Source organism: Acinetobacter guerrae, from assembly GCF_009372255.1.
Classification (GTDB): Bacteria; Pseudomonadota; Gammaproteobacteria; order Pseudomonadales; family Moraxellaceae; genus Acinetobacter; species Acinetobacter guerrae.
The window spans coordinates 1-18,244 of the sequence record NZ_LXGN01000015.1; the positions used below are offsets into that span (position 1 = coordinate 1).

Below are 18,244 nucleotides of genomic sequence, written 5' to 3' on the forward strand. Positions count from 1 at the left end.
ACAGAATATTACTTGGGTGACGCCTGAAGGTGGCGGTGGGCCGAATTATCCAAATATGTAAGTTTTAGCCACCTTCGCTGCAAAAGCATAGCTTTTGCACTTGCAGCAGGGCAAAGCATGCTTTGCTCTCCCTGCTTCAGGCGGTGGGTCGAATTATCCAAATATGTAATTCGTTAAAAAACGGCGTATTTTTAAATACTTGGCTTTAAATATACCAAGTAAGATTTATATAAAGATGGTTTTCAGGATATGACCCTTATTAAATGAGGGTCAAACTTAATATATAAATCTGCTCTAGGGCAGATTTATATATAAATGCTAATTATATTAGCGTGTTATATTATTTTTTAGGTAAGCATAGTCCCCAAGGGGGCTATGCTTAAAAATTAAATCCAGAAAGAAATGATCAGCATAATGCCACTTAATATCGTGAAATAACTCAGTACAATCGGCAAGTTCGTTCGATAGCCCTCTATCATTTCTAACGGCGTAAGTGACTTTAATGCGACACGATACTGAATCACAGATAACACACTAATCATTAAACCCAACACAATCACCAAAACACCAAGCCAGCGATTAAAAAGAATCTTATCGTGATAGCGGACTGGGTCAATCAGATGAATAAGCAAAGTCGATTTTTCTATTAAAAATCCAAAAGCAATTAATGCCAGACTACTTCTATTCCATGCAAGTAATGTTCGCTCAAGGGCTAGCAATACGCGAGGATCTTCTAAATTTGACATAACTCAACTTTAAAAATAATTAAGTGGTAATTTTAAATAAGATTGACCATTCGATTCAGGCATTGGAAACTTTCCAGCATCCATATTGATTTGAATCGCAGGTAAAATCAGTTTTGGCATTTTTAGTGTAGCATCCCTAGCCTCTCGCATTTTAATAAAATCTACTTTTGCTATGCCTTGATGAATATGAATATTTGACTGTTTTTGTGCTTTAATATTGGTTTCACAAATAAAATGATCACGTGTTTTGGGTAAATAATCGTGACACAAAAACATACGCATCGTTTCGGGCAAAGTGTATAAACGTTGCACCGAATCATAAAGTTGAGCAGCACTTCCATTCGGAAAATCACAACGTGCAGTGCCATAGTCTGGCATAAAAAGCGTATCGCCAACGAATATTGCATCACCAATAACATAGCTTAAGCATGCGGGTGTATGCCCTGGTGTAGGAATGGTATATGCATCTAAATTGCCTATTTTAAAATGTTCATCATCTTCAAATAAATAGTCAAAGGTTGGGTCTTGCATAAAATTTTTGGAATCAAGATTATAAATTTCGCTGAATGCTTTTTGGACGATTGAAATTTTCTCACTCATGGCAATTTTGCCACCTAATTGTTTTCTTAAATATTGGGAAGCAGTCAAATGGTCAGCATGTACATGTGTTTCTAAAATCCATTTAATGCTTAGGCTATTTTCATGGACGTAATCAATGAGCTTATCGGCCTGAATAGTTGAAGTTGTTGCCGAGGCTGCATCATAATCCAATACACTATCAATAATGGCGCTTTGTTTGGTATCAGGATCGGTGACAACGTAAGTAAAAGTATTGCTCGTGTCATCAAAAAAACTTTTAACCAGCGGTTTTTGAGTATTCATATAACTTAGACTCCTCTTGTTTTCCGATGAACAATAATGCCAAGCAACATTGCAACAATAAAATATAAAGCTTGATAGTGTCCTAGCCCAATCAAAGTCAGTGCAGGCGCAGGACAAATCCCTGCTATGCCCCATCCAACTCCAAAGATGAGCGATCCTATAATCAAATCTTTATCGATTTGCATCTTTTTGGGCAAGTCTATTTTTTCCTTAAAAATAGTCATGGGACGGCGCACTGCTCGTTGAAACGGAATAAAAGCCACAATAATCGCACCAATCATGACAAATGCCAGACTTGCATCCCACGCACCCCAAATATCCAAAAAAGAAAGAACTTTTTCAGGGTTCGACATACCAGAAATCATGAGACCTAATGAAAAAATTGAACCGAAAATAAAAGCAAATATATTTTTCATGGGCGTATTCCGAGTACATGACGAATCACATACACTGTCAAGAAGCCTGCAAACATAAATGTCATCGTTGCGAGCATTGAACGCTTCGACATACGACTTACTCCGCAAATACCATGACCACTGGTACAACCCGATCCCATACGTGTGCCAAAGCCTACACATAAGCCTGCGAATATGAGTAAAAAAGGATTGGTACTAATTTTAATCTCAGGTGTGTAGAAATAAGAGAAAATAAACGGCGTAACAAATAAACCCAATAAAAACCAGATCGCAGGTGTTTTCGCTTTTGTTTTAGGATTGAGCGTCTGTGCCAATAAACCACTGATACCTGCTATGCGGCCGTTCACATACAGATAACCAACAACGGCTATTCCAAGTAATAAGCCACCAATAAAAGCAAAAAAGAAAATATGCATAGTATTGCTTCAAACATTATATAAAATAATAATATATATTTTTATAATTTAATCAACATGATTTTCAACAATCTAATGATGCAGCACCGTTTCCACTAAAGCTTAAGTGAACTCAGTTAATATACGGTCTACAAACCATTTGGGAAATTGCTGCAAATTCTTGTTCAGTTTAAGCGTTTCTGCATTTTCAATTTCAGCTAAAAAAGATGCTTGAGTACCATCAGAAGAATTATCAAAAATATAAGCTCGATCTGAGGCATCTATTGCATCTAATAGTAAATCCATACTTCTCAAATAGCGCGTTCTAATTTTATCTCTTGGAACATCGTGACCACCTTGACTCACGCGATACTGTACTCGGCTGATATTAATATCAGGATCAACAGTAGAAACATAATAAAGATAAGTACGGAAACCCTGTGCTTTGGCATGTTGAAGAAACTCGACCTTACTGACATGTGACATGACTGTTTCAAAGGTAAAGCTAATTCTTAATTCAAGAAATTTAAAGCGAATAAAGTCAATGATTCTTGCGGCTAGATAGGAATCTATTTCCTGTGTTGCAAAAGCAATACTTCCATTGGCTAAAATAATCGGATCAGTACCAAGTAAAGGAAGCAGGATCTGATTCACTTTACGTTGTTTTGTTTTTAAAAAATCAATAAGCTTCTGATTTTCCAATGACTCGTGAAACTCAGCTAAAGAGAAAGACTGATTTTGAATGAGCTGTTTTTCTAATTCATCTGCATTTAAATAAGCACCAATATGTCGCGGTAATAAATAATCTTTAATGGTACTTTTACCAGATCCATTCGGACCTGCAAACATTCTTATTCTGGGTTGCAGCATATAAAATTAGAATGCCACCTTTTTCTTACGTTTTAAAATCGTTTCTGACACAGGCATATCGGTATAATAAGATGAAATATTTTTTAAAACTTGTGTCTCACCATTGGGAGATTGTTTAAGCAGATATTGACCTTTGGCATAAACCACCGAAGATGATTGCACTGCCTGCAAAAAAGCATGATGAAACGCTTGCACAGCAAGATGAGGAATCATTTCTTCCTCTCTTATCGTGGCTTTCATTGGAACAAATGCGGTCATGCTTAATCTCCCGTATTCATCAAAATACGTTTTAATTATCTTAGCATAATTTTGAAAATTGTCTATTTGACCACCATTTTTCTGATTTATAGATTATTTATTCTATTCACTCTAAGCCATTCATATTCTACTCTTTGCTTACATCTCATCAGATTTATGATGAGATTGGCACATTGCTTGCTTTATGCACCATATTACCACTCAAATAAGGTCATAAAGAATGCACGACACATCAGTAACGGATTCTTTTGATGCAACAAAACCAAATAATGCAGCAAATGAAACACTTGAAGATTATACATTACGTTATGCACCGCATAGCTTTCGTCGCTGGAGTCCCAAAGTAGTCGCCATTACGGCGCTTGGTGGTATTGCATATCTTGCAGATTTCTCTATTGGTGCAAGTATTGGTATGACATATGGTACAACCAATGCTATTTATTCTATCCTGTTCGCTGCCATTATTATTTTTATTACGGGAATCCCTCTAGCTTATTATGCCGCTCGCTACAATATTGATCTTGATCTGATCACTCGTGGTGCAGGTTTTGGTTATTTTGGTTCTGTGATTACCAGTATTATTTTTGCCAGTTTTACTTTTATTTTCTTTGCGTTAGAAGGCTCTATTATGGCGCAAGGGCTATTGCTTGGACTGGGCATTCCGTTATGGGCGGGTTATCTTATTTCTACCATTATGGTCATTCCTTTAGTGATCTATGGGATGAAAGCTTTAAGCAAATTACAAGTTTGGACAACTCCAATCTGGCTGATCCTGATGATTGGCCCTGTGGCGTATTTAATTCATAAAGAACCAAATCTGGTCGGTTCTTTTGCGACTTATGCAGGTAATAGTGGCTATGCTCCTATGGATATGGCTGCAATCATGTTAGGGGCTGGCGTATGCTTGTCGTTAATTATGCAGATTGGGGAGCAAATTGACTATTTACGCTTTATGCCAGCCAAAACCAAAGAAAATAGTAAATCTTGGTGGGCAGCAGTCATTTCGGCGGGTCCAGGTTGGGTCATTCTTGGTGCAATTAAACAAATCATTGGTGCATTCTTAGGTTTCTATTTACTGACTAAGTTACCAGATGTCAATGCGACTGAGCCTGTACAACAGTTTAATGCTGCATTTCATGACATGTTACCGGGCTGGTTAGCTTTAGCACTGGCAGTTATCTTGGTGGTGATTTCACAAATTAAAATTAACGTGACCAATGCTTATTCAGGTTCTTTGGCTTGGACAAGCGCTTACACCCGTATGAGCAAAAAATATCCGGGTCGTATTGTATTTGTTTTAGTGAACTTGGCCGTTGCGCTTGCCCTCATGGAAGGCAATATGTTTGCTGTACTTGGTAAGATTTTAGGTTTTTATTCGAACTTTGCAATTGCTTGGGTGGTTGTGGTTGCAACTGATATCGCCATTAATAAACATCTATTAAAGCTTTCGCCAAAACAACCTGAATATCGTCGTGAAATGCTCTATGACTTCAATCCCGTTGGTTTAGTTGCATTTGGTACGGCAGCAGGCTTATCAATTGCGGCATTCTTCGGTTTATTAGGCGACTTTCTTTCGTCTTATTCGCCTTTGATTGCTTTGATTGTTGGCTTTGTGCTTACCCCAGTGATGGGCTTACTTACTAAGGGTAAGTATTATATTAAAAATCATGATGATGGCATCAGTGAACCGCGTTTTGATGCTGAAGGTACACCAGTTGCAACTGTGTATGCATGTATTTCTTGTGATCAAGATTATGAACGTCCAGATGTGATGTATTCACACCAACATAACGGCGTCATCTGCTCACTATGTAAAACCATGGAAAAATAATAAATCTCATAGCAAGCTCATAAATTAAAATCCGCCCTGATTTTTCAGGGCTTTTTTTATTCAATAAACTTGATTCTAATAAAAATATTAATTAGAGTAATTACTCTAATTAATATAAGAGTAGAAAAATGTTAGGGTCTTATATATGGATGAAAGAAACACAAGATAGAATTAATTTCAAAGAAAAATCATATCTGTTAAGTAAAACATTTAGCCCAACTATACAACACCTATTACACCGTGCAGGGCTTTTGCTAAAGCATCCTGTTCATGAGGTAAACTATGATGCTGTACCATTACCAGATAGCGTTCTGGTCAAAGCTGCAATTGAACAGCTAGAAGCAACACAAAACACATCTTTGATTCATCATTCTTGGCGCAGCTATTTTTGGGGTGTGGCATATAGTCAAATCAATCATTGGCAGTATGACGCTGAAGCATTTTTAGTAGCAGCACTGTTACATGATATTGGCTTAGTTGATCAGCATGAATCTACAAATTGTCAGTGTTTTACACTTAAAAGTGCAATAAAGGCCGAACATCTATGTCAGCATCACCATTATACAAAAAATAAGATTGACTTAATTACTGATGCGATTTGTATGCACATGAATGGCTTTACTGATTTGAGTCAGCCTAAAGAAGTGATTATGCTACAAAAAGGAACCAGTTGTGATGTAATCGCCTCAGAACTTTATCTCATACCTACACAATTCCAAGAACGTTGCTTGGAAGATTATCCACGTGAAAAATTTAATACTGTTTTTAAAAAATTAATAAAAGAAGAAATAAGGCAACACCCGAATTCTAGAACAGCTTTCTTAAACACATTAGGACTAACTAGGACTAACAACGCTGATTCAACTGAATCCATTTAAGGAATAACATATATGGAATGCATCCAGAAACTTATTCACTTTCCAGAATCAGATGAAATTTCTACCAAAATAAATATCATCGATCAATATGCAAAAACGATTGTTATTCTTCCTGCTATCGGCGTTGAAATTGATAAATATCAAAAACTGATCAGGGGTTTAAATACGAATGGATTTAATACAATAGCAGCTGATTATCCCGGATGTGGCAGAAATACCCCAAAAGTTTCTAAACACTTTGATTATGGATATAGAGATTTATTGCAAGATTTTATTCCCCAACTTATAGAGTTAGCCCCGCAACCTCATTCACAACAAAACTTGGTATTACTTGGACATAGTTTAGGCGGTCACTTAGCTACATTGTATAGCCAACAACATGACGTTACAGTGATTGGGATTGCAACAGGCAATATTGGACTACATTATTGGAATTTAAAGGGTAAAATTCAAATCTTAAAAGCAATCTCAGTTTTTAGTCTTCTCATTAAAATTTATGGTTATTTACCGGGAAACAAGGTGGGCTTTGGCAAGAAAGAAGCAAAATCTCTTATTCAGGATTGGTGTAGAACTGGACTAACAGGAACATATGATCACATTTTAAAGCCGACTCATGTTTCAGATAACCAAGCTCTTTTTATTCAAATGAAGGGCGACGAATGGGCGCCTATGTCATCATTATTAGGCTTAGGTCAGTATTTTAATAATCCTCAAATTAAACAACTCGATTTAAGACCAAGTCTCCAAGGCAATCAGCATAGCGTTTGGATTAAACAGCCAGAACAAATCATTGATGTTATTCAAAACTGGCTTAACTAAAAACGAATTTCATCTTGATGAGTCTTTACAATATCAAGCCATGCCTTGGTCGCCGCTGTCATGGGAACAGAAGTATTCCATGCCATGGTTAATTTCCAACGAACAGGTGTATCTTTTATTAGGCTAATATTATATTTCTTAGGATCGAGTTGCTCACAATAAACCTGCGGAATTAGGGCAATTCCCATGCGATGCTCCACCATCTTTACGATAAAGTCCCATTGACTACTTTTACATACAATACGAGGAGTAAACCCCAACTTTTGTGTAGCTTCCAGAATCAATTTATTTAATGCAAAACGATCATCATAAAATAAAAAATCCTGATCTTTTAAATCAAGCAATTCAATCTCGCGACAACCTTGCCATTTTGAATGGAGACTCGAAACAAGACACAATGGTGAATCGATGATAGGTATTTCTGCCAAAATCGGGTTTTGATTATTTAAAAGAACACCTACATCCAGTGTTCGATTTAAAATTGCCTCTGAAATAGCATTAGAACCAACTTCCATAAACTGTAATTCTATATGAGGAAATTGTTTATGAAACGACGCAATCAAAGACGTTAATAATACTGAACCTAACGGCGGCAAGCCTAAAGTCAATTTTCCTTTTTTCAAATGCTTAATATCTTCAAGCGTTTCATAGATTTTTTTTTGTTCATCCAATATAGTAAGCGCATGTTGATAAATTTGCTGTCCCGTATACGTCAGCTCCACTTCACGTTTACGCCCTGCTTCACCCTTTTTAAATAAAGTGGACGATAGTTCTTGTTCTAGTCCAGCGATGGCTTTACTTACGGTAGGTTGAGTCATAAAAAGCTGTTCAGCCGCAACAGTAAAACTTTGGCTCTGCACAATCTGTACAAAAATTCTAAGTGTTTTAATATCCATTATAATTATTCCAGAAATTCATAATCATTTTTTTATTATTCATAATATAACATAACAAGTCGATCTAAAATAACCCAATTCCAAGTCAATTGTTCAAACAATAGGTCATACCGTGTCGCGTTCAGGTCTTGCATACTCAGCCAAAGTCATTGTACAGATTGGTTTATTACTTGCTTTCTGGTGGATCGGATCAATATTGCAGCATGGGTTGAACTTACCCATTTCAGCAGGTGTCATTGGGCTTTTTCTGGTTTTAGTTGGCCTATCAAGTGGTGTATTTAAACTGCAATGGATTAAAGCAGGTTCAGATTTTATGTTAGCTGAATTAGTGCTGTTCTTTATTCCTTGCGTAGTTGGATTGATCAACTATAAAAGCTTATTCATTACAGAAGGCTGGCAATTGGTTAGTGCAGTGGTTATTGGTACAGTCTGTGTTATGGTCGCTACCGCTTATACAGTACATCTTTGTTTTAAATTGGAATCACGCCTAAAACAACACCATCAAAACAAAGCGAAAAGCATGCAGCAACATGGGGTAAAACCATGAATATCGCCTTGATTTGTTTAATTGGCACAATCTTAGGTTATATCTTGGCAAAACCAATTTATCGTCGTTTGCCTTATTTACCTTTTTCGCCTGCAATTTTGCTGCCTGTGATTATTATTCTCTTATTGCTTATTTTTCATGTGTCCTATGATACCTATATGCAAGATAACCAATGGATCATTTGGATGCTAGGTCCAACCACAGTGGCGTTTGCAATTCCCATTTATGAATATCGTCATGTTATTAAAGAACATGCTTTGTCGATTGGTATGGGCATCATCGTAGGTATGACGGCGGGCATGGTCAGTGCTTTTTATTTGGCACGATTGTTTCATTTCGACCAACAAACTACCTATAGCCTCATGTCACGTTCAATTTCTACACCTTTTGCTATGGAACTTACCCAACATATTGGTGGTTCGGTTGAACTTGTGATTTTGTTTACCATTATTACTGGGATTGTAGCTATTGTCTTTGGCGATCTAGTTTTAGCAGGGTTAAAGCTTAAGTCGTATTTGGCGAACGGCGCATCTCTTGGTAATGCAGCACATGGCTTTGGCACAAGTAAGGCGTATATGCGTAATAAAGAAGAAGGCGTGATTGCCAGTTTAACCATGGTACTGGCAGGGATTTTTATGGTGATTACTGGGCCTTTTCTGGTTCATGTTATTGTTAAGTTACTGACCTGAAAAATCATTTATAGATAAAAGCCCACTAAAATAAAGCTGAGCAATACAGCCGTTTCCAGTAACTCCATGCTTGCACCGATGGTATCGCCTGTGATGCCATCAATACGTTTGATAAAAACATGACGTAAATAAACTAAACCAGGCACAAACACCAATAAGATAAAAATGCCGTGTAACTTCCAATAAAACAAACTGACTAAAACCATTAAGACTATCAACCATGCAAAAGGTCTTGGTAAATAATCAGCCAAATGACGACCTAAACCTTTTTCACGCACATAAGGCGTGGTAAGCAGTAAAATTAAGGGGACTACTCGCCCGACCATAGGTACAAAAATCAAAAAAAGCGTTGAATTTTGCTCAAGTAACAGATAAATACAGACAAATTTAAGCAAACACACAACGATCAGACTTAACACACCAATCGGCCCACAACTTGGATCTTTCATGATCTCAAGAGTACGTTGTTTATCTCCAAAACCACCGACCCATGCGTCAGCAGTATCTGCCAAACCATCCAGATGCAGTCCACCCGTTAGCCAAATCCAGATCAACCAAATAAGACTTGCGCTCAAAAGATGTGGGACAGGACTCAATAATATGCCAAAAGCATATAAAATTAGACCGATCATTAAACCAATCAACGGATAAAATAAAACAGATCGGGCATTTTCCACCTGATTTGGCACACGTGATAATTGAATAGGAATCACGGTCAAAAACTGTAAGGCAATCCAAAATGGCAACATGGGCTATGCCTCAGTTATCTGTAGCTGTCGATCGTCATCCAGACTCAGTTTAAAACGATGGAGTTGTCCTAAAGTTGCCTGCATTTTCAAAATATTATCCAATGGCTGATGTTGTGCCATACACCGTAATAATTTAATCACACCGCCATGCGTGACCAATAATGCATGAGAAGATTGTTGTGCTTGCATCTTTTCAATCATTGAAAATAAACCCTGTTCAATACGTGACTGAAAATCGAATAATAGCTCTCCATTCGGTGCAGTGTATTGCGTGGGTTTTTGCCAAAAATTTGCAAGCAGTTCGGGACACTGCTGATAAATTTGCTCAGTCGTGACACCTTCCCAATCCCCAAAATTCATTTCTTTAAAATTTGCATCCTCATAACTAATAAGATGAGTATTTATAGCAAATGTATGGGCAAAGGCAGAGCAACGCTGTAATGGCGAAGTAAAGATCACTTGCCACGGATAAGGCTGCATTTGTTCGATGCTATTTTGCATTTGCTGCCAACCCGTTTGAGTCAGTTCATCGTCCAGATGACCACGTAAGGTATGACTTAAGGTGGTTTCACCGTGACGCAATACATCAATGATCAACTCAGCTTGCATCTTGTTCTAAACCTGATCGCCTGAAACTGCGGCTTCTGCAAAGGTCGCCATGTCATTATGTAAGCGACAAGCCAATTGAATGACACCCAATGCAACTCCTGCACCGCTACCTTCACCCAAACGTAAATTCAGGCTTAATATCGGTTGTGCGTTTAATTCAGTTAAAATACGACGATGTCCATATTCAGCAGATTGATGCCCAAACAACATCCAGTTTCGCGCATCAGGATTTAAACGCATTGCACAAAGTGCTGCAACCGAACTAATAAATCCATCAATAATCATGGGTAAACCAAGCTGCGCACAACGAATATAAGCCCCTGTCATGGCTGTAATTTCTAAACCACCGACTGCTGCCATTATTTTCAAGGGATCATCTTGTACATGGGATTTATGCAATGCAATTGCCTGATCGATCACCTGCTTTTTATGCTTTAGCTTTTCAGCATCTATACCTGTGCCGACGCCTGTCAATTGCTCTGCATCTTCATCTAATAATAAACAAGCCAAAGCTGAGGCTGAACAAGTATTCCCAATTCCCATTTCACCTGCAACAAAGATATCAGCCTGCGCTTGAACTGCGTGTTCTACGCTATTGCGACCCAAATCCATGGCTTGCTGACATTCAATTTCTGTCATTGCAGATTCAATTGCAAAATTTGCGGTTCCAGCACGAATGCAATGCGTTTCTACGCCCTCATAGTGATACTTTTCACCGACTGTTCCACAATCTATGACGCGTAAGCTAGCTGAATATTGGCGTGCAATCACACTGATACATGCGCCACCTGTCGCAAAATTTTGTAGCATTTGGCGTGTTACTGCCTGCGGATAAGCCGAAATATTTTCTTGCATTACACCATGATCGCCCGCAAAAATGGTGATCCACGGTCGATTGACTTGTGGATGAACTGTTCCCTGTAAGGCCACTAATTGAATCGCGATTGACTCTAAGTTTCCAAGTGAGCCAGTTGGTTTAGTCAGTTGTTGTTGACGTTGTATAGCCGCTTGTTTGGCTTTTTGATCAACCACCTCAGTTTTTTTTAACCACCAACTCATGACTTTTCACCTTTTAGTAACATTGGAAATCCTGCAACACAAAACTCGACTTTATTTGCAATTTGTCCTAAGCGTTGATGCAAACGCCCAGATTCATCAACAAAACGACGCGTTATTTCACCCATCGGTACTACACCCAAACCTGTTTCATTACTCACTAAAATGATATCGGATTGAAGCTGAGGCAAAAGTTCAACTAATTTTTCACATTCAATGTGCTGACAACTTGGATCATCCAAAAATAAAAGATTGGTCAGCCATAAAGTTAAACAATCGACTAAAACAAATTGTTGCGGCTGATCAATTCTTTCAAGTTGTTCCACCAGTGCAATTGGTTCTTCAATCAATCGCCATTCGCTTGGTCGCTGCTTTTGATGATGCTGTACACGCTGTTGCATTTCATCATCTAATGCCTGAGCAGTTGCAATATAAGTCACGGGATAAGACTGTGCTTTGGCAATAGACTCTGCATGTCGGCTTTTACCCGAACGCGCACCGCCTAAAATAAGATGTAACATAGATTAATCCAGTTGCAAGCGATAAAGAGAATGTAAAGGGCCTTGTAATTGTTGAGCATCATAATAGCCAAAATGAAGCTGATCGATGCTAATTTTTAAATTAATCTCTGAACTTTGCTGAATACGATTGAGAATCTGATCACTTGAATAAGCATCACGATAGAGTCCAAGCGTAATATGCGGATGATATTGTAAAGCAGCAATTTCATGATGATCATCAAGTTGAAGTTTTTCTCTAATCTGAATCAAATGATTTTCACGATCTGAAAGGTCTGCAAACATGGCACTGTTAAAACTATTCAATTTACTGATATTGAGTTGAAATGCTGTCTGTTTTAAAAGCTGCTGATGTTGTTGCTCAAACCAGTGAAGACAAAAATCATCATTATAGACAGGCTCTTGCTCAGTCAAAAAACCACAAATATACAGCGTAATATGATATTGCCGTTGTGTATTAACCAATAGCACATCTGAAAAAGACGTCTGTAATTGATCTAGTTTTTGAACTAATTCTGGATATTGTTTCCGTTCAAGTAAAATATACCAAAGCGCATAAGCTGTTCGTCCCCGATGCCACTCTGGATAATCACGGCATATCGTTGAAACAACACATTTATCTGGCTTTAAATACAAGGAAAAACACCAAAAATCAAAGTGCTTTATTAAAGCATGATTTTTGGTGTAACAACTAAAATGATCAGTTTGTTTTTGCTTTAGATTTTATCTTTCACTATGTCATTATGCATAAGAAGATTGTACCTGTTCAGGCAAGACAAAATTCTTAAATTGCTTGATACATTCTGGATGCGTCTGTAATCGATCCAAATACTGATGTATCGTTTGTTCAACTTTTTGTTTTTGAATAATGTCTAAGTCAAACTGGGCAATATTGGACTGCAAATGCTCGGAGACATCTTCTAAACTTATACCAAACGTTTTCATCGCATAGAAATAACCCAAACTTGCGCCCCATAACAGGCTATCAACAGGTTGCTCAAATCGGAGATTATTGGCGATTGAACCCATAACACGCTCATTATGATTGAGTTTGCGTAATGGATCGCGAGCGACACGCTGACAAGGATCTTTATAAGCATATTGACAAGATTCAACGAAACTTTTCGCCAAGCGATCCAGATCTTGAGCACGTTTTGGTAGAGATACCGCCAAACCGTGCTTAACCTCTTGAATTAAATGTTCAACCAAAGACTGTACACGTGCATCCCCCATTGCCACACCAATGGTTTCATGTCCCAATAATGACGCATACCATGCCATCATGGCATGTATACCATTCCACAAACGATTTTTAATAAGTTGGATATCGGCAATATTATCGACCACGATCATTTGCCGCATTTTTTCCAATAATGGACTGTTATTTTCAACATAGATCGGCATATCCGTTTCACTATTAAATAAAATTAAGTCCATCGTCTGCAAAATATGACTAGGCTGAAAGTTACGCCGCATATCATCAATATACAAAGCTGCCTGATGTTCCTGTTCAGTTGAAAGTTTACTGGTATCTTCAATTTCAACATTTTCATCTTCAACATCTGATTGATATTGTTTGAAAAAATTATATTTAATTTTGAGCTGCCGATACAAATTTTGCTCAGAAAGTTTAGATACCATACGATTAACCACGGTATCGCAGAAATAATGTTGAGCCATAATCTGATCTGCAATCTCCACATTTGATAAAGCAATTAATTGCTCTCGAATATGATCTAAGACCATTTTTTTGGCGCCAACTTTATTTAAAATAATTAAAAAAGTGAGTGGACGTGTATTTTGCATGGCTTGTGAAGCAAAACGTGCATATAGCCCTTTGGCTATAATCTTTGCTTCAGTGGCAATGGCTTGTTCAGGTAAGCACAATGCAATTAATGACGATTCCAGATACAAATCCAGCATATGCTGTTCATTGTCTGCATCAATTACCGACATATATTCAATCCGCTCATCATACGAGACCTGCCCATAACGAATGCAATACGTTCCAAAGGCATTGACGGCTTCTCGGTATAAGCTATTGCGAGTCGAGGCAATAATCCGTTGCGGACGAGTATAACCATCCCAATGCGATAGAATCTGCGCAAGATAACCACCACCGATTGCGCCAAAACCATGAATACCAACCGTAAGTTGATTCAAAGTCTGTGGAAATGCTTCTGGTAAAATTGGCATATCCATAGCTGGTACATATTGATCTAAGTCTTCTAAACACTCATACATGGTTTCAAAATAGAAATTCGCTTGAGACAGCATATTCGCGTTTGGCGCTTTAATATCTTTGAGTAAAATAGTCATCCCACCCGCTGCATGCGCAGAAGTGATGCCATTCTCAGAATCTTCAAACATCAAACAATGTGAAGTTTCCAGATTTAATTTTTCAGCGGCTTTTTCAAAAATTTCAGGATGCGGCTTACCATTTTCGACTTCGTCCCCACATACCAATACATCAAAGAATTTATAAACATTGGCATTGATCAGATATTCTTCTGCAATTGCTCTACGGCTCGATGTTGCAACTGCCATACGCAATCCCGATTTTCTTAAGCGCTCCAAAACTTGAACTAATCCTTTTTTTATCGGTACACCTTCTTTACGTACCAATTCCAATTCTAGTTCATCTGCACGTTGGCGAATCGCCTTATAAGAAATATCTGAACCATATTGCTGTTGAGCCAGCTGTTCGGCAGTTGTCGCACTCAAACCTAAGCATTGCATCAAATATTCATCGGAAAACGCTTGTCCAATTAACTCTTGAGATGCCTGTTTCAATGTTTGAAACCGCAATCTCTCAGTATCAAACATTGTTCCATCCATATCAAAAAGTGCGCCTTGAACAGGAGAACCATGAAAAATCAGCATTCATCTACCTCTATTTATTTATAATTCACGTATTTAGGGTATACAAAAATTGTGCAAAAAAGCGACTTATTCAATAAATGAAACATTTTTGAGTTTTTTTTGTACAAATAATGCTTATCTAAAGGATAATTATAGATATTTAAGCTAAACTGATTGAAAAAATAATGATTATGTGAAAAGGCATAAAAACAAATCAAAGTTCATCATTAAATATCTAAAATATCTGCAAAATGAGCTGATAGAAGTTTCGCAATATCTTGAGGATTTACGCCAATATCCAACCCACGTTTCCCACCACTCACATAAATTTTCGTTTTGACATTAGCCGAAGCATCAATCACCGTTTTCAAACTTTTTTTCTGACCTAATGGGCTAATTCCACCCACCAAATAACCAGTTAAACGCTCTGCATCTTTAGGTTCTGCCATATGTAATTTTTTACAGCCCAAGGCAGCAGCGACTTTTTTTAAGTTTAATTGATGATTGACGGGTAAAATCGCCACAAAATAGTTTTTATCGTCTGTAACGAGTAACGTTTTAAAGACTTCTTCAACATTTAAATTTAATTTTTCCGCAGCTTCGAGTCCAAAACTTTTTGCATGAGGATCATGCTCATATTCATGGATACTGTATTCAACTTTATTAGTTTTAAGTAATTTACAGGCAGGCGTCATAATTTTAGTATAAAGATAAAAGAAGGTGAATTTTATTATAATTTGTTTGATAAAAAAGTTAAATTTGCTTAGGCTATTTATAGTTTGATCATCTTGCAAATTGTCACATCACTTTCATTGACGCTATAGTTATGACAAATTAAGATTTTCCCAACTTCAATATTCAATGGTGGTACTTCGTTTTGCAACTGCTTGATACTTTTTTTAATGACAAAACACTGATTTTTTATAATAAAAAGAGATTATCCAGACTATTTATTTTAACGAGCTTAGGACTTATTTTTACAGGCTGCACGACACTTGGCCCTCATAGCGGTTCCTTAGAAAAACGTTCAAATAAACTCTCTAATGGACTACAAAAAGCGTATGCCGTTCCCACATCTACAGCAAATCGCTTATCTCCCATGATTATCCAGAGTGCAGATCGTTATGAAGTGCCACCGCTATTGATTGCAGCGACCATTCGTCAAGAATCCAACTATAACACTTATGCACGTTCATCAGGTGGTGCCGTCGGCTTGGCACAAATTATCCCTAGTTATTGGCGACAATCCTGCCCTGGCAACTTGGCAAATGAATATACCAATATTCAATGTAGTGCCTATATTTTAGCGCATTATAATGAAATGGCAGGAAGCTGGTTTAAAGCCAGTGCGTATTATAATGTCGGTCCAACGGGTTATAAGTCCAGTTTTTGGACTCGTCATAAAGCAAAAAAATATGCACGTTCTGTGAAAAGTTTTGAAAAAGCTTTAAAGAAAGAACTCTAAATAATGTTCACCTTTAACTATTTTCAATAAAACTGAGGCTACAAAATTGATTAAAATCAAAGTGTATACTTACTTAAATTCAAGCTCCAAAAATTATTTTACTTAGGCTATTTAATCAGAAAGCCAGCGAAATGCGTGGCTTTCTGATACACAATTTATTCTTCGAATAGGCCTTCAAACAGTACTGAAGATAAATACCGCTCACCACTATCTGGCAAGATCACAACGATAGTTTTACCTTTATTTTCATTGCGTTGTGCAATTTTATTGGCAGCAGCAAGAGCTGCACCACTTGAAATTCCAACCAGAATACCTTCTTGGGTCGCGCAGTTACGCGCCCACTCAATTGCTTCTTCACTAGTGATTGGCATGACTTCATCGACAATATTCAAATCAAGATTTTTTGGAATAAAGTTCGCACCAATACCCTGAATTTTATGTGGTGCAGGTGTAATGCTCTCACCACGTTTGGTCTGGCTAATAATTGGAGATTCAGCAGGTTCAACAGCGACAGAATAAAGTGGATGTTTTTGAATATTTTCAAAATAATGGGAAATGCCAGAAATCGTTCCACCTGTCCCCACACCCGCAACAAGAATATCTACTTGACCACCTGTTGCATTCCAAATTTCGGGTCCAGTCGTTTCTTCGTGAATTTTAGGATTGGCTGGATTTTCGAATTGTTGCGGTACAAAATACACTTCAGGTTGCTCAGTCGCTAAACGTACCGCTTCATCCACAGCACCTTTCATGCCTTTTGCTGGTTCAGTTAATACTAGATTTGCACCAAATGCTTTAAGTACTTTGCGACGCTCAATACTCATACTGGCTGGCATAGTCAGTGTAATCGGATAGCCTTTTGCTGCTGCAACGAATGCCAAAGCAATACCTGTATTTCCACTGGTTGGTTCTACAATATGCATGCCTGCTTTCAATACACCTCGTTTTTCTGCATCTGCAATTAACGCAGCACCAATACGACATTTCACAGAAAACGCAGGATTACGGCTTTCAATCTTTGCTAGAACTGTAGCATCTGATTGAATGAGGCGATTAATCCGAACTAAAGGTGTATTACCAATCGCTTCTGCATTATCGGGATAAACCGCTATTCCTAAATTTGCAGGTGCTTTAAATTGTTGATCGGTAGACATGTTATTTCCTTATTAGATTTAGAATGATTCTCAAATATTATAGAGTGAAGTTTTAGACATGCCAGAAGAAATATTATACGATTGCTAAACTTACACTTAAATGTGCAAAATTTTGCACAAAAAATAAAAACCTATCAATAATATGGAAATTCTTTCAACTTAAATGACTCAATATTGCATACTTCACTTTATAAAAACCCTAAGATGGTCTCCTGACCATCCCCTGTACACTTGAGTATGCATTGCAGCATTCTAAGATGAAACCTGACTCATATAAGTATTGGAAATAAATTATTTGAAAAAAGATAAAATTTAAGATAATCAAATCATTAATTAAACTCTCGATTAAGTTACATTAATATATTGATATTATATAATTTCTTCTTTTAATGCGTTTAGCATTATTCAAAACAATATTCATCACTATTCATAATTAGACTGACTGTATGTTTTACGAGTTATTCAATCAAACGAATAGAATAATCGACATTGAATAGCCATCCAAGCAAACTTTGGAATGTGCTCTGTAACTGTCTGAACCCAGACTAATTTTTCAAATTTTTTATCACTTAGAATTTTACGTCAGTTTGTATGGGTCATTAAT

General features: G+C 37.4%; 22 protein-coding genes. 7 read left to right on the forward strand and 15 right to left on the reverse strand.

The window, feature by feature from the left end; translation table 11 throughout:
- Nucleotides 1-61 (forward strand): 4Fe-4S dicluster domain-containing protein (locus A7A69_RS17035; protein WP_152878522.1); only part of this gene is annotated, 61 nt, incomplete at its 5' end.
- Nucleotides 62-386: 325 nt separating this feature from the next.
- Here A7A69_RS17035 and A7A69_RS08595 read toward each other — a convergent pair.
- The 6 genes from A7A69_RS08595 to A7A69_RS08620 all read right to left on the reverse strand — a co-directional run bounded on the left by A7A69_RS08595 (nt 387) and on the right by A7A69_RS08620 (nt 3,567).
- Nucleotides 387-746 (reverse strand): YidH family protein, encoded by a 360-nt coding sequence (locus A7A69_RS08595; RefSeq protein WP_120371396.1) that lies wholly within the window; start codon nt 744-746, stop codon nt 387-389.
- A 9-nt stretch (nt 747-755) separates the two neighbouring features.
- Nucleotides 756-1,628 carry an MBL fold metallo-hydrolase gene (locus A7A69_RS08600; protein ID WP_152877042.1) on the reverse strand — a complete coding sequence of 291 codons (873 nt, stop codon included), beginning with the start codon at nt 1,626-1,628 and terminating at the stop codon, nt 756-758.
- Nucleotides 1,629-1,633: 5 nt separating this feature from the next.
- The gene (locus A7A69_RS08605; protein ID WP_152877043.1) at nt 1,634-2,044 is read right to left on the reverse strand and encodes a YeeE/YedE family protein; all 411 of its coding nucleotides are present in this window, start codon (nt 2,042-2,044) and stop codon (nt 1,634-1,636) included.
- Entirely contained in the window at nt 2,041-2,460 is a 420-nt protein-coding gene (locus tag A7A69_RS08610; RefSeq protein ID WP_152877045.1) for a YeeE/YedE family protein, read from the reverse strand. Before A7A69_RS08610 ends, A7A69_RS08605 begins: the two co-directional genes overlap by 4 nt.
- Nucleotides 2,461-2,562: 102 nt before the next feature.
- Nucleotides 2,563-3,309 carry an ATPase gene (locus A7A69_RS08615; RefSeq protein ID WP_171500801.1) on the reverse strand — a complete coding sequence of 249 codons (747 nt, stop codon included), beginning with the start codon at nt 3,307-3,309 and terminating at the stop codon, nt 2,563-2,565.
- Nucleotides 3,310-3,315: 6 nt separating this feature from the next.
- Complete coding sequence (locus tag A7A69_RS08620; RefSeq protein ID WP_152877049.1) at nt 3,316-3,567, reverse strand: hypothetical protein; 252 nt, start codon at nt 3,565-3,567, stop codon at nt 3,316-3,318.
- A 220-nt stretch (nt 3,568-3,787) separates the two neighbouring features.
- Between A7A69_RS08620 and A7A69_RS08625 the strand changes: the two genes are divergently transcribed.
- The 3 genes from A7A69_RS08625 (at nt 3,788) to A7A69_RS08635 (ending at nt 7,095) form a co-directional block, all read left to right on the forward strand.
- Nucleotides 3,788-5,398 carry a purine-cytosine permease family protein gene (locus tag A7A69_RS08625; RefSeq protein ID WP_152877051.1) on the forward strand — a complete coding sequence of 537 codons (1,611 nt, stop codon included), beginning with the start codon at nt 3,788-3,790 and terminating at the stop codon, nt 5,396-5,398.
- A gap of 149 nt (nt 5,399-5,547) precedes the next feature.
- The gene (locus A7A69_RS08630) at nt 5,548-6,276 is read left to right on the forward strand and encodes an HD domain-containing protein (RefSeq protein WP_241675240.1); all 729 of its coding nucleotides are present in this window, start codon (nt 5,548-5,550) and stop codon (nt 6,274-6,276) included.
- 12 nt (nt 6,277-6,288) lie between these two features.
- Nucleotides 6,289-7,095: an alpha/beta fold hydrolase gene (locus A7A69_RS08635; RefSeq protein ID WP_152877053.1), complete on the forward strand. Its 807-nt coding sequence runs from the start codon at nt 6,289-6,291 to the stop codon at nt 7,093-7,095.
- Here the strand turns inward: A7A69_RS08635 and A7A69_RS08640 are convergent.
- Complete coding sequence (locus tag A7A69_RS08640) at nt 7,092-7,991, reverse strand: LysR family transcriptional regulator (protein WP_152877055.1); 900 nt, start codon at nt 7,989-7,991, stop codon at nt 7,092-7,094. The genes A7A69_RS08635 and A7A69_RS08640 overlap by 4 nt on opposite strands.
- A gap of 112 nt (nt 7,992-8,103) precedes the next feature.
- Between A7A69_RS08640 and A7A69_RS08645 the strand changes: the two genes are divergently transcribed.
- Together A7A69_RS08645 and A7A69_RS08650 are read left to right on the forward strand one after the other, a co-directional pair.
- A complete protein-coding gene (locus A7A69_RS08645; RefSeq protein WP_187349205.1) occupies nt 8,104-8,538 on the forward strand; it encodes a CidA/LrgA family protein in 435 nt (144 codons plus the stop codon).
- Complete coding sequence (locus A7A69_RS08650) at nt 8,535-9,227, forward strand: LrgB family protein (RefSeq protein ID WP_152877057.1); 693 nt, start codon at nt 8,535-8,537, stop codon at nt 9,225-9,227. Before A7A69_RS08645 ends, A7A69_RS08650 begins: the two co-directional genes overlap by 4 nt.
- A gap of 8 nt (nt 9,228-9,235) precedes the next feature.
- Here the strand turns inward: A7A69_RS08650 and A7A69_RS08655 are convergent, their stop codons facing one another.
- From A7A69_RS08655 to ybaK, 7 genes are all read right to left on the reverse strand, one after another.
- Nucleotides 9,236-9,976 (reverse strand): adenosylcobinamide-GDP ribazoletransferase, encoded by a 741-nt coding sequence (locus tag A7A69_RS08655; RefSeq protein WP_152877059.1) that lies wholly within the window; start codon nt 9,974-9,976, stop codon nt 9,236-9,238.
- Nucleotides 9,977-9,979: 3 nt separating this feature from the next.
- Nucleotides 9,980-10,585, reverse strand: coding sequence for a histidine phosphatase family protein (locus A7A69_RS08660; protein ID WP_152877061.1), 606 nt, complete (start codon nt 10,583-10,585; stop codon nt 9,980-9,982).
- 6 nt (nt 10,586-10,591) lie between these two features.
- Complete coding sequence (gene cobT, locus A7A69_RS08665; RefSeq protein ID WP_152877064.1) at nt 10,592-11,644, reverse strand: nicotinate-nucleotide--dimethylbenzimidazole phosphoribosyltransferase; 1,053 nt, start codon at nt 11,642-11,644, stop codon at nt 10,592-10,594.
- Nucleotides 11,641-12,162: a bifunctional adenosylcobinamide kinase/adenosylcobinamide-phosphate guanylyltransferase gene (gene cobU / locus A7A69_RS08670; RefSeq protein WP_152877066.1), complete on the reverse strand. Its 522-nt coding sequence runs from the start codon at nt 12,160-12,162 to the stop codon at nt 11,641-11,643. The genes cobT and cobU overlap by 4 nt, the downstream gene beginning before the upstream one ends.
- Nucleotides 12,163-12,165: 3 nt before the next feature.
- Nucleotides 12,166-12,795, reverse strand: coding sequence for a 2'-5' RNA ligase family protein (locus A7A69_RS08675; protein ID WP_152877068.1), 630 nt, complete (start codon nt 12,793-12,795; stop codon nt 12,166-12,168).
- Between the two features lie 105 nt (nt 12,796-12,900).
- Entirely contained in the window at nt 12,901-15,042 is a 2,142-nt protein-coding gene (gene mtlD, locus A7A69_RS08680; RefSeq protein ID WP_152877070.1) for a bifunctional mannitol-1-phosphate dehydrogenase/phosphatase, read from the reverse strand.
- A 206-nt stretch (nt 15,043-15,248) separates the two neighbouring features.
- Nucleotides 15,249-15,716 carry a Cys-tRNA(Pro) deacylase gene (gene ybaK, locus A7A69_RS08685; protein WP_152877072.1) on the reverse strand — a complete coding sequence of 156 codons (468 nt, stop codon included), beginning with the start codon at nt 15,714-15,716 and terminating at the stop codon, nt 15,249-15,251.
- A 182-nt stretch (nt 15,717-15,898) separates the two neighbouring features.
- Here ybaK and A7A69_RS08690 point away from each other — a divergent pair, with 182 nt between their 5' ends.
- On the forward strand, nt 15,899-16,486 hold the full coding sequence (locus A7A69_RS08690) for a lytic transglycosylase domain-containing protein (RefSeq protein WP_120371380.1): 588 nt from the start codon (nt 15,899-15,901) through the stop codon (nt 16,484-16,486).
- Nucleotides 16,487-16,641: 155 nt separating this feature from the next.
- Here the strand turns inward: A7A69_RS08690 and cysK are convergent, their stop codons facing one another.
- A complete protein-coding gene (gene cysK, locus A7A69_RS08695; RefSeq protein ID WP_152877074.1) occupies nt 16,642-17,640 on the reverse strand; it encodes a cysteine synthase A in 999 nt (332 codons plus the stop codon).
- Between the last annotated feature and the right edge of the window lie 604 nt (nt 17,641-18,244).

Coding starts and splice junctions, on each gene's coding strand:
- A7A69_RS08595 (WP_120371396.1), bottom strand. CDS start 746: ATGTCAAATTTAGAAGATCCTCGCGTATTGCTAGCCCTTGAGCGAACA.
- A7A69_RS08600 (WP_152877042.1), bottom strand. CDS start 1,628: ATGAATACTCAAAAACCGCTGGTTAAAAGTTTTTTTGATGACACGAGC.
- A7A69_RS08605 (WP_152877043.1), bottom strand. CDS start 2,044: ATGAAAAATATATTTGCTTTTATTTTCGGTTCAATTTTTTCATTAGGT.
- A7A69_RS08610 (WP_152877045.1), bottom strand. CDS start 2,460: ATGCATATTTTCTTTTTTGCTTTTATTGGTGGCTTATTACTTGGAATA.
- A7A69_RS08615 (WP_171500801.1), bottom strand. CDS start 3,309: ATGCTGCAACCCAGAATAAGAATGTTTGCAGGTCCGAATGGATCTGGT.
- A7A69_RS08620 (WP_152877049.1), bottom strand. CDS start 3,567: ATGACCGCATTTGTTCCAATGAAAGCCACGATAAGAGAGGAAGAAATG.
- A7A69_RS08625 (WP_152877051.1), top strand. CDS start 3,788: ATGCACGACACATCAGTAACGGATTCTTTTGATGCAACAAAACCAAAT.
- A7A69_RS08630 (WP_241675240.1), top strand. CDS start 5,548: ATGAAAGAAACACAAGATAGAATTAATTTCAAAGAAAAATCATATCTG.
- A7A69_RS08635 (WP_152877053.1), top strand. CDS start 6,289: ATGGAATGCATCCAGAAACTTATTCACTTTCCAGAATCAGATGAAATT.
- A7A69_RS08640 (WP_152877055.1), bottom strand. CDS start 7,991: ATGGATATTAAAACACTTAGAATTTTTGTACAGATTGTGCAGAGCCAA.
- A7A69_RS08650 (WP_152877057.1), top strand. CDS start 8,535: ATGAATATCGCCTTGATTTGTTTAATTGGCACAATCTTAGGTTATATC.
- A7A69_RS08655 (WP_152877059.1), bottom strand. CDS start 9,976: ATGTTGCCATTTTGGATTGCCTTACAGTTTTTGACCGTGATTCCTATT.
- A7A69_RS08660 (WP_152877061.1), bottom strand. CDS start 10,585: ATGCAAGCTGAGTTGATCATTGATGTATTGCGTCACGGTGAAACCACC.
- cobT (WP_152877064.1), bottom strand. CDS start 11,644: ATGAGTTGGTGGTTAAAAAAAACTGAGGTGGTTGATCAAAAAGCCAAA.
- cobU (WP_152877066.1), bottom strand. CDS start 12,162: ATGTTACATCTTATTTTAGGCGGTGCGCGTTCGGGTAAAAGCCGACAT.
- mtlD (WP_152877070.1), bottom strand. CDS start 15,042: ATGCTGATTTTTCATGGTTCTCCTGTTCAAGGCGCACTTTTTGATATG.
- ybaK (WP_152877072.1), bottom strand. CDS start 15,716: ATGACGCCTGCCTGTAAATTACTTAAAACTAATAAAGTTGAATACAGT.
- cysK (WP_152877074.1), bottom strand. CDS start 17,640: ATGTCTACCGATCAACAATTTAAAGCACCTGCAAATTTAGGAATAGCG.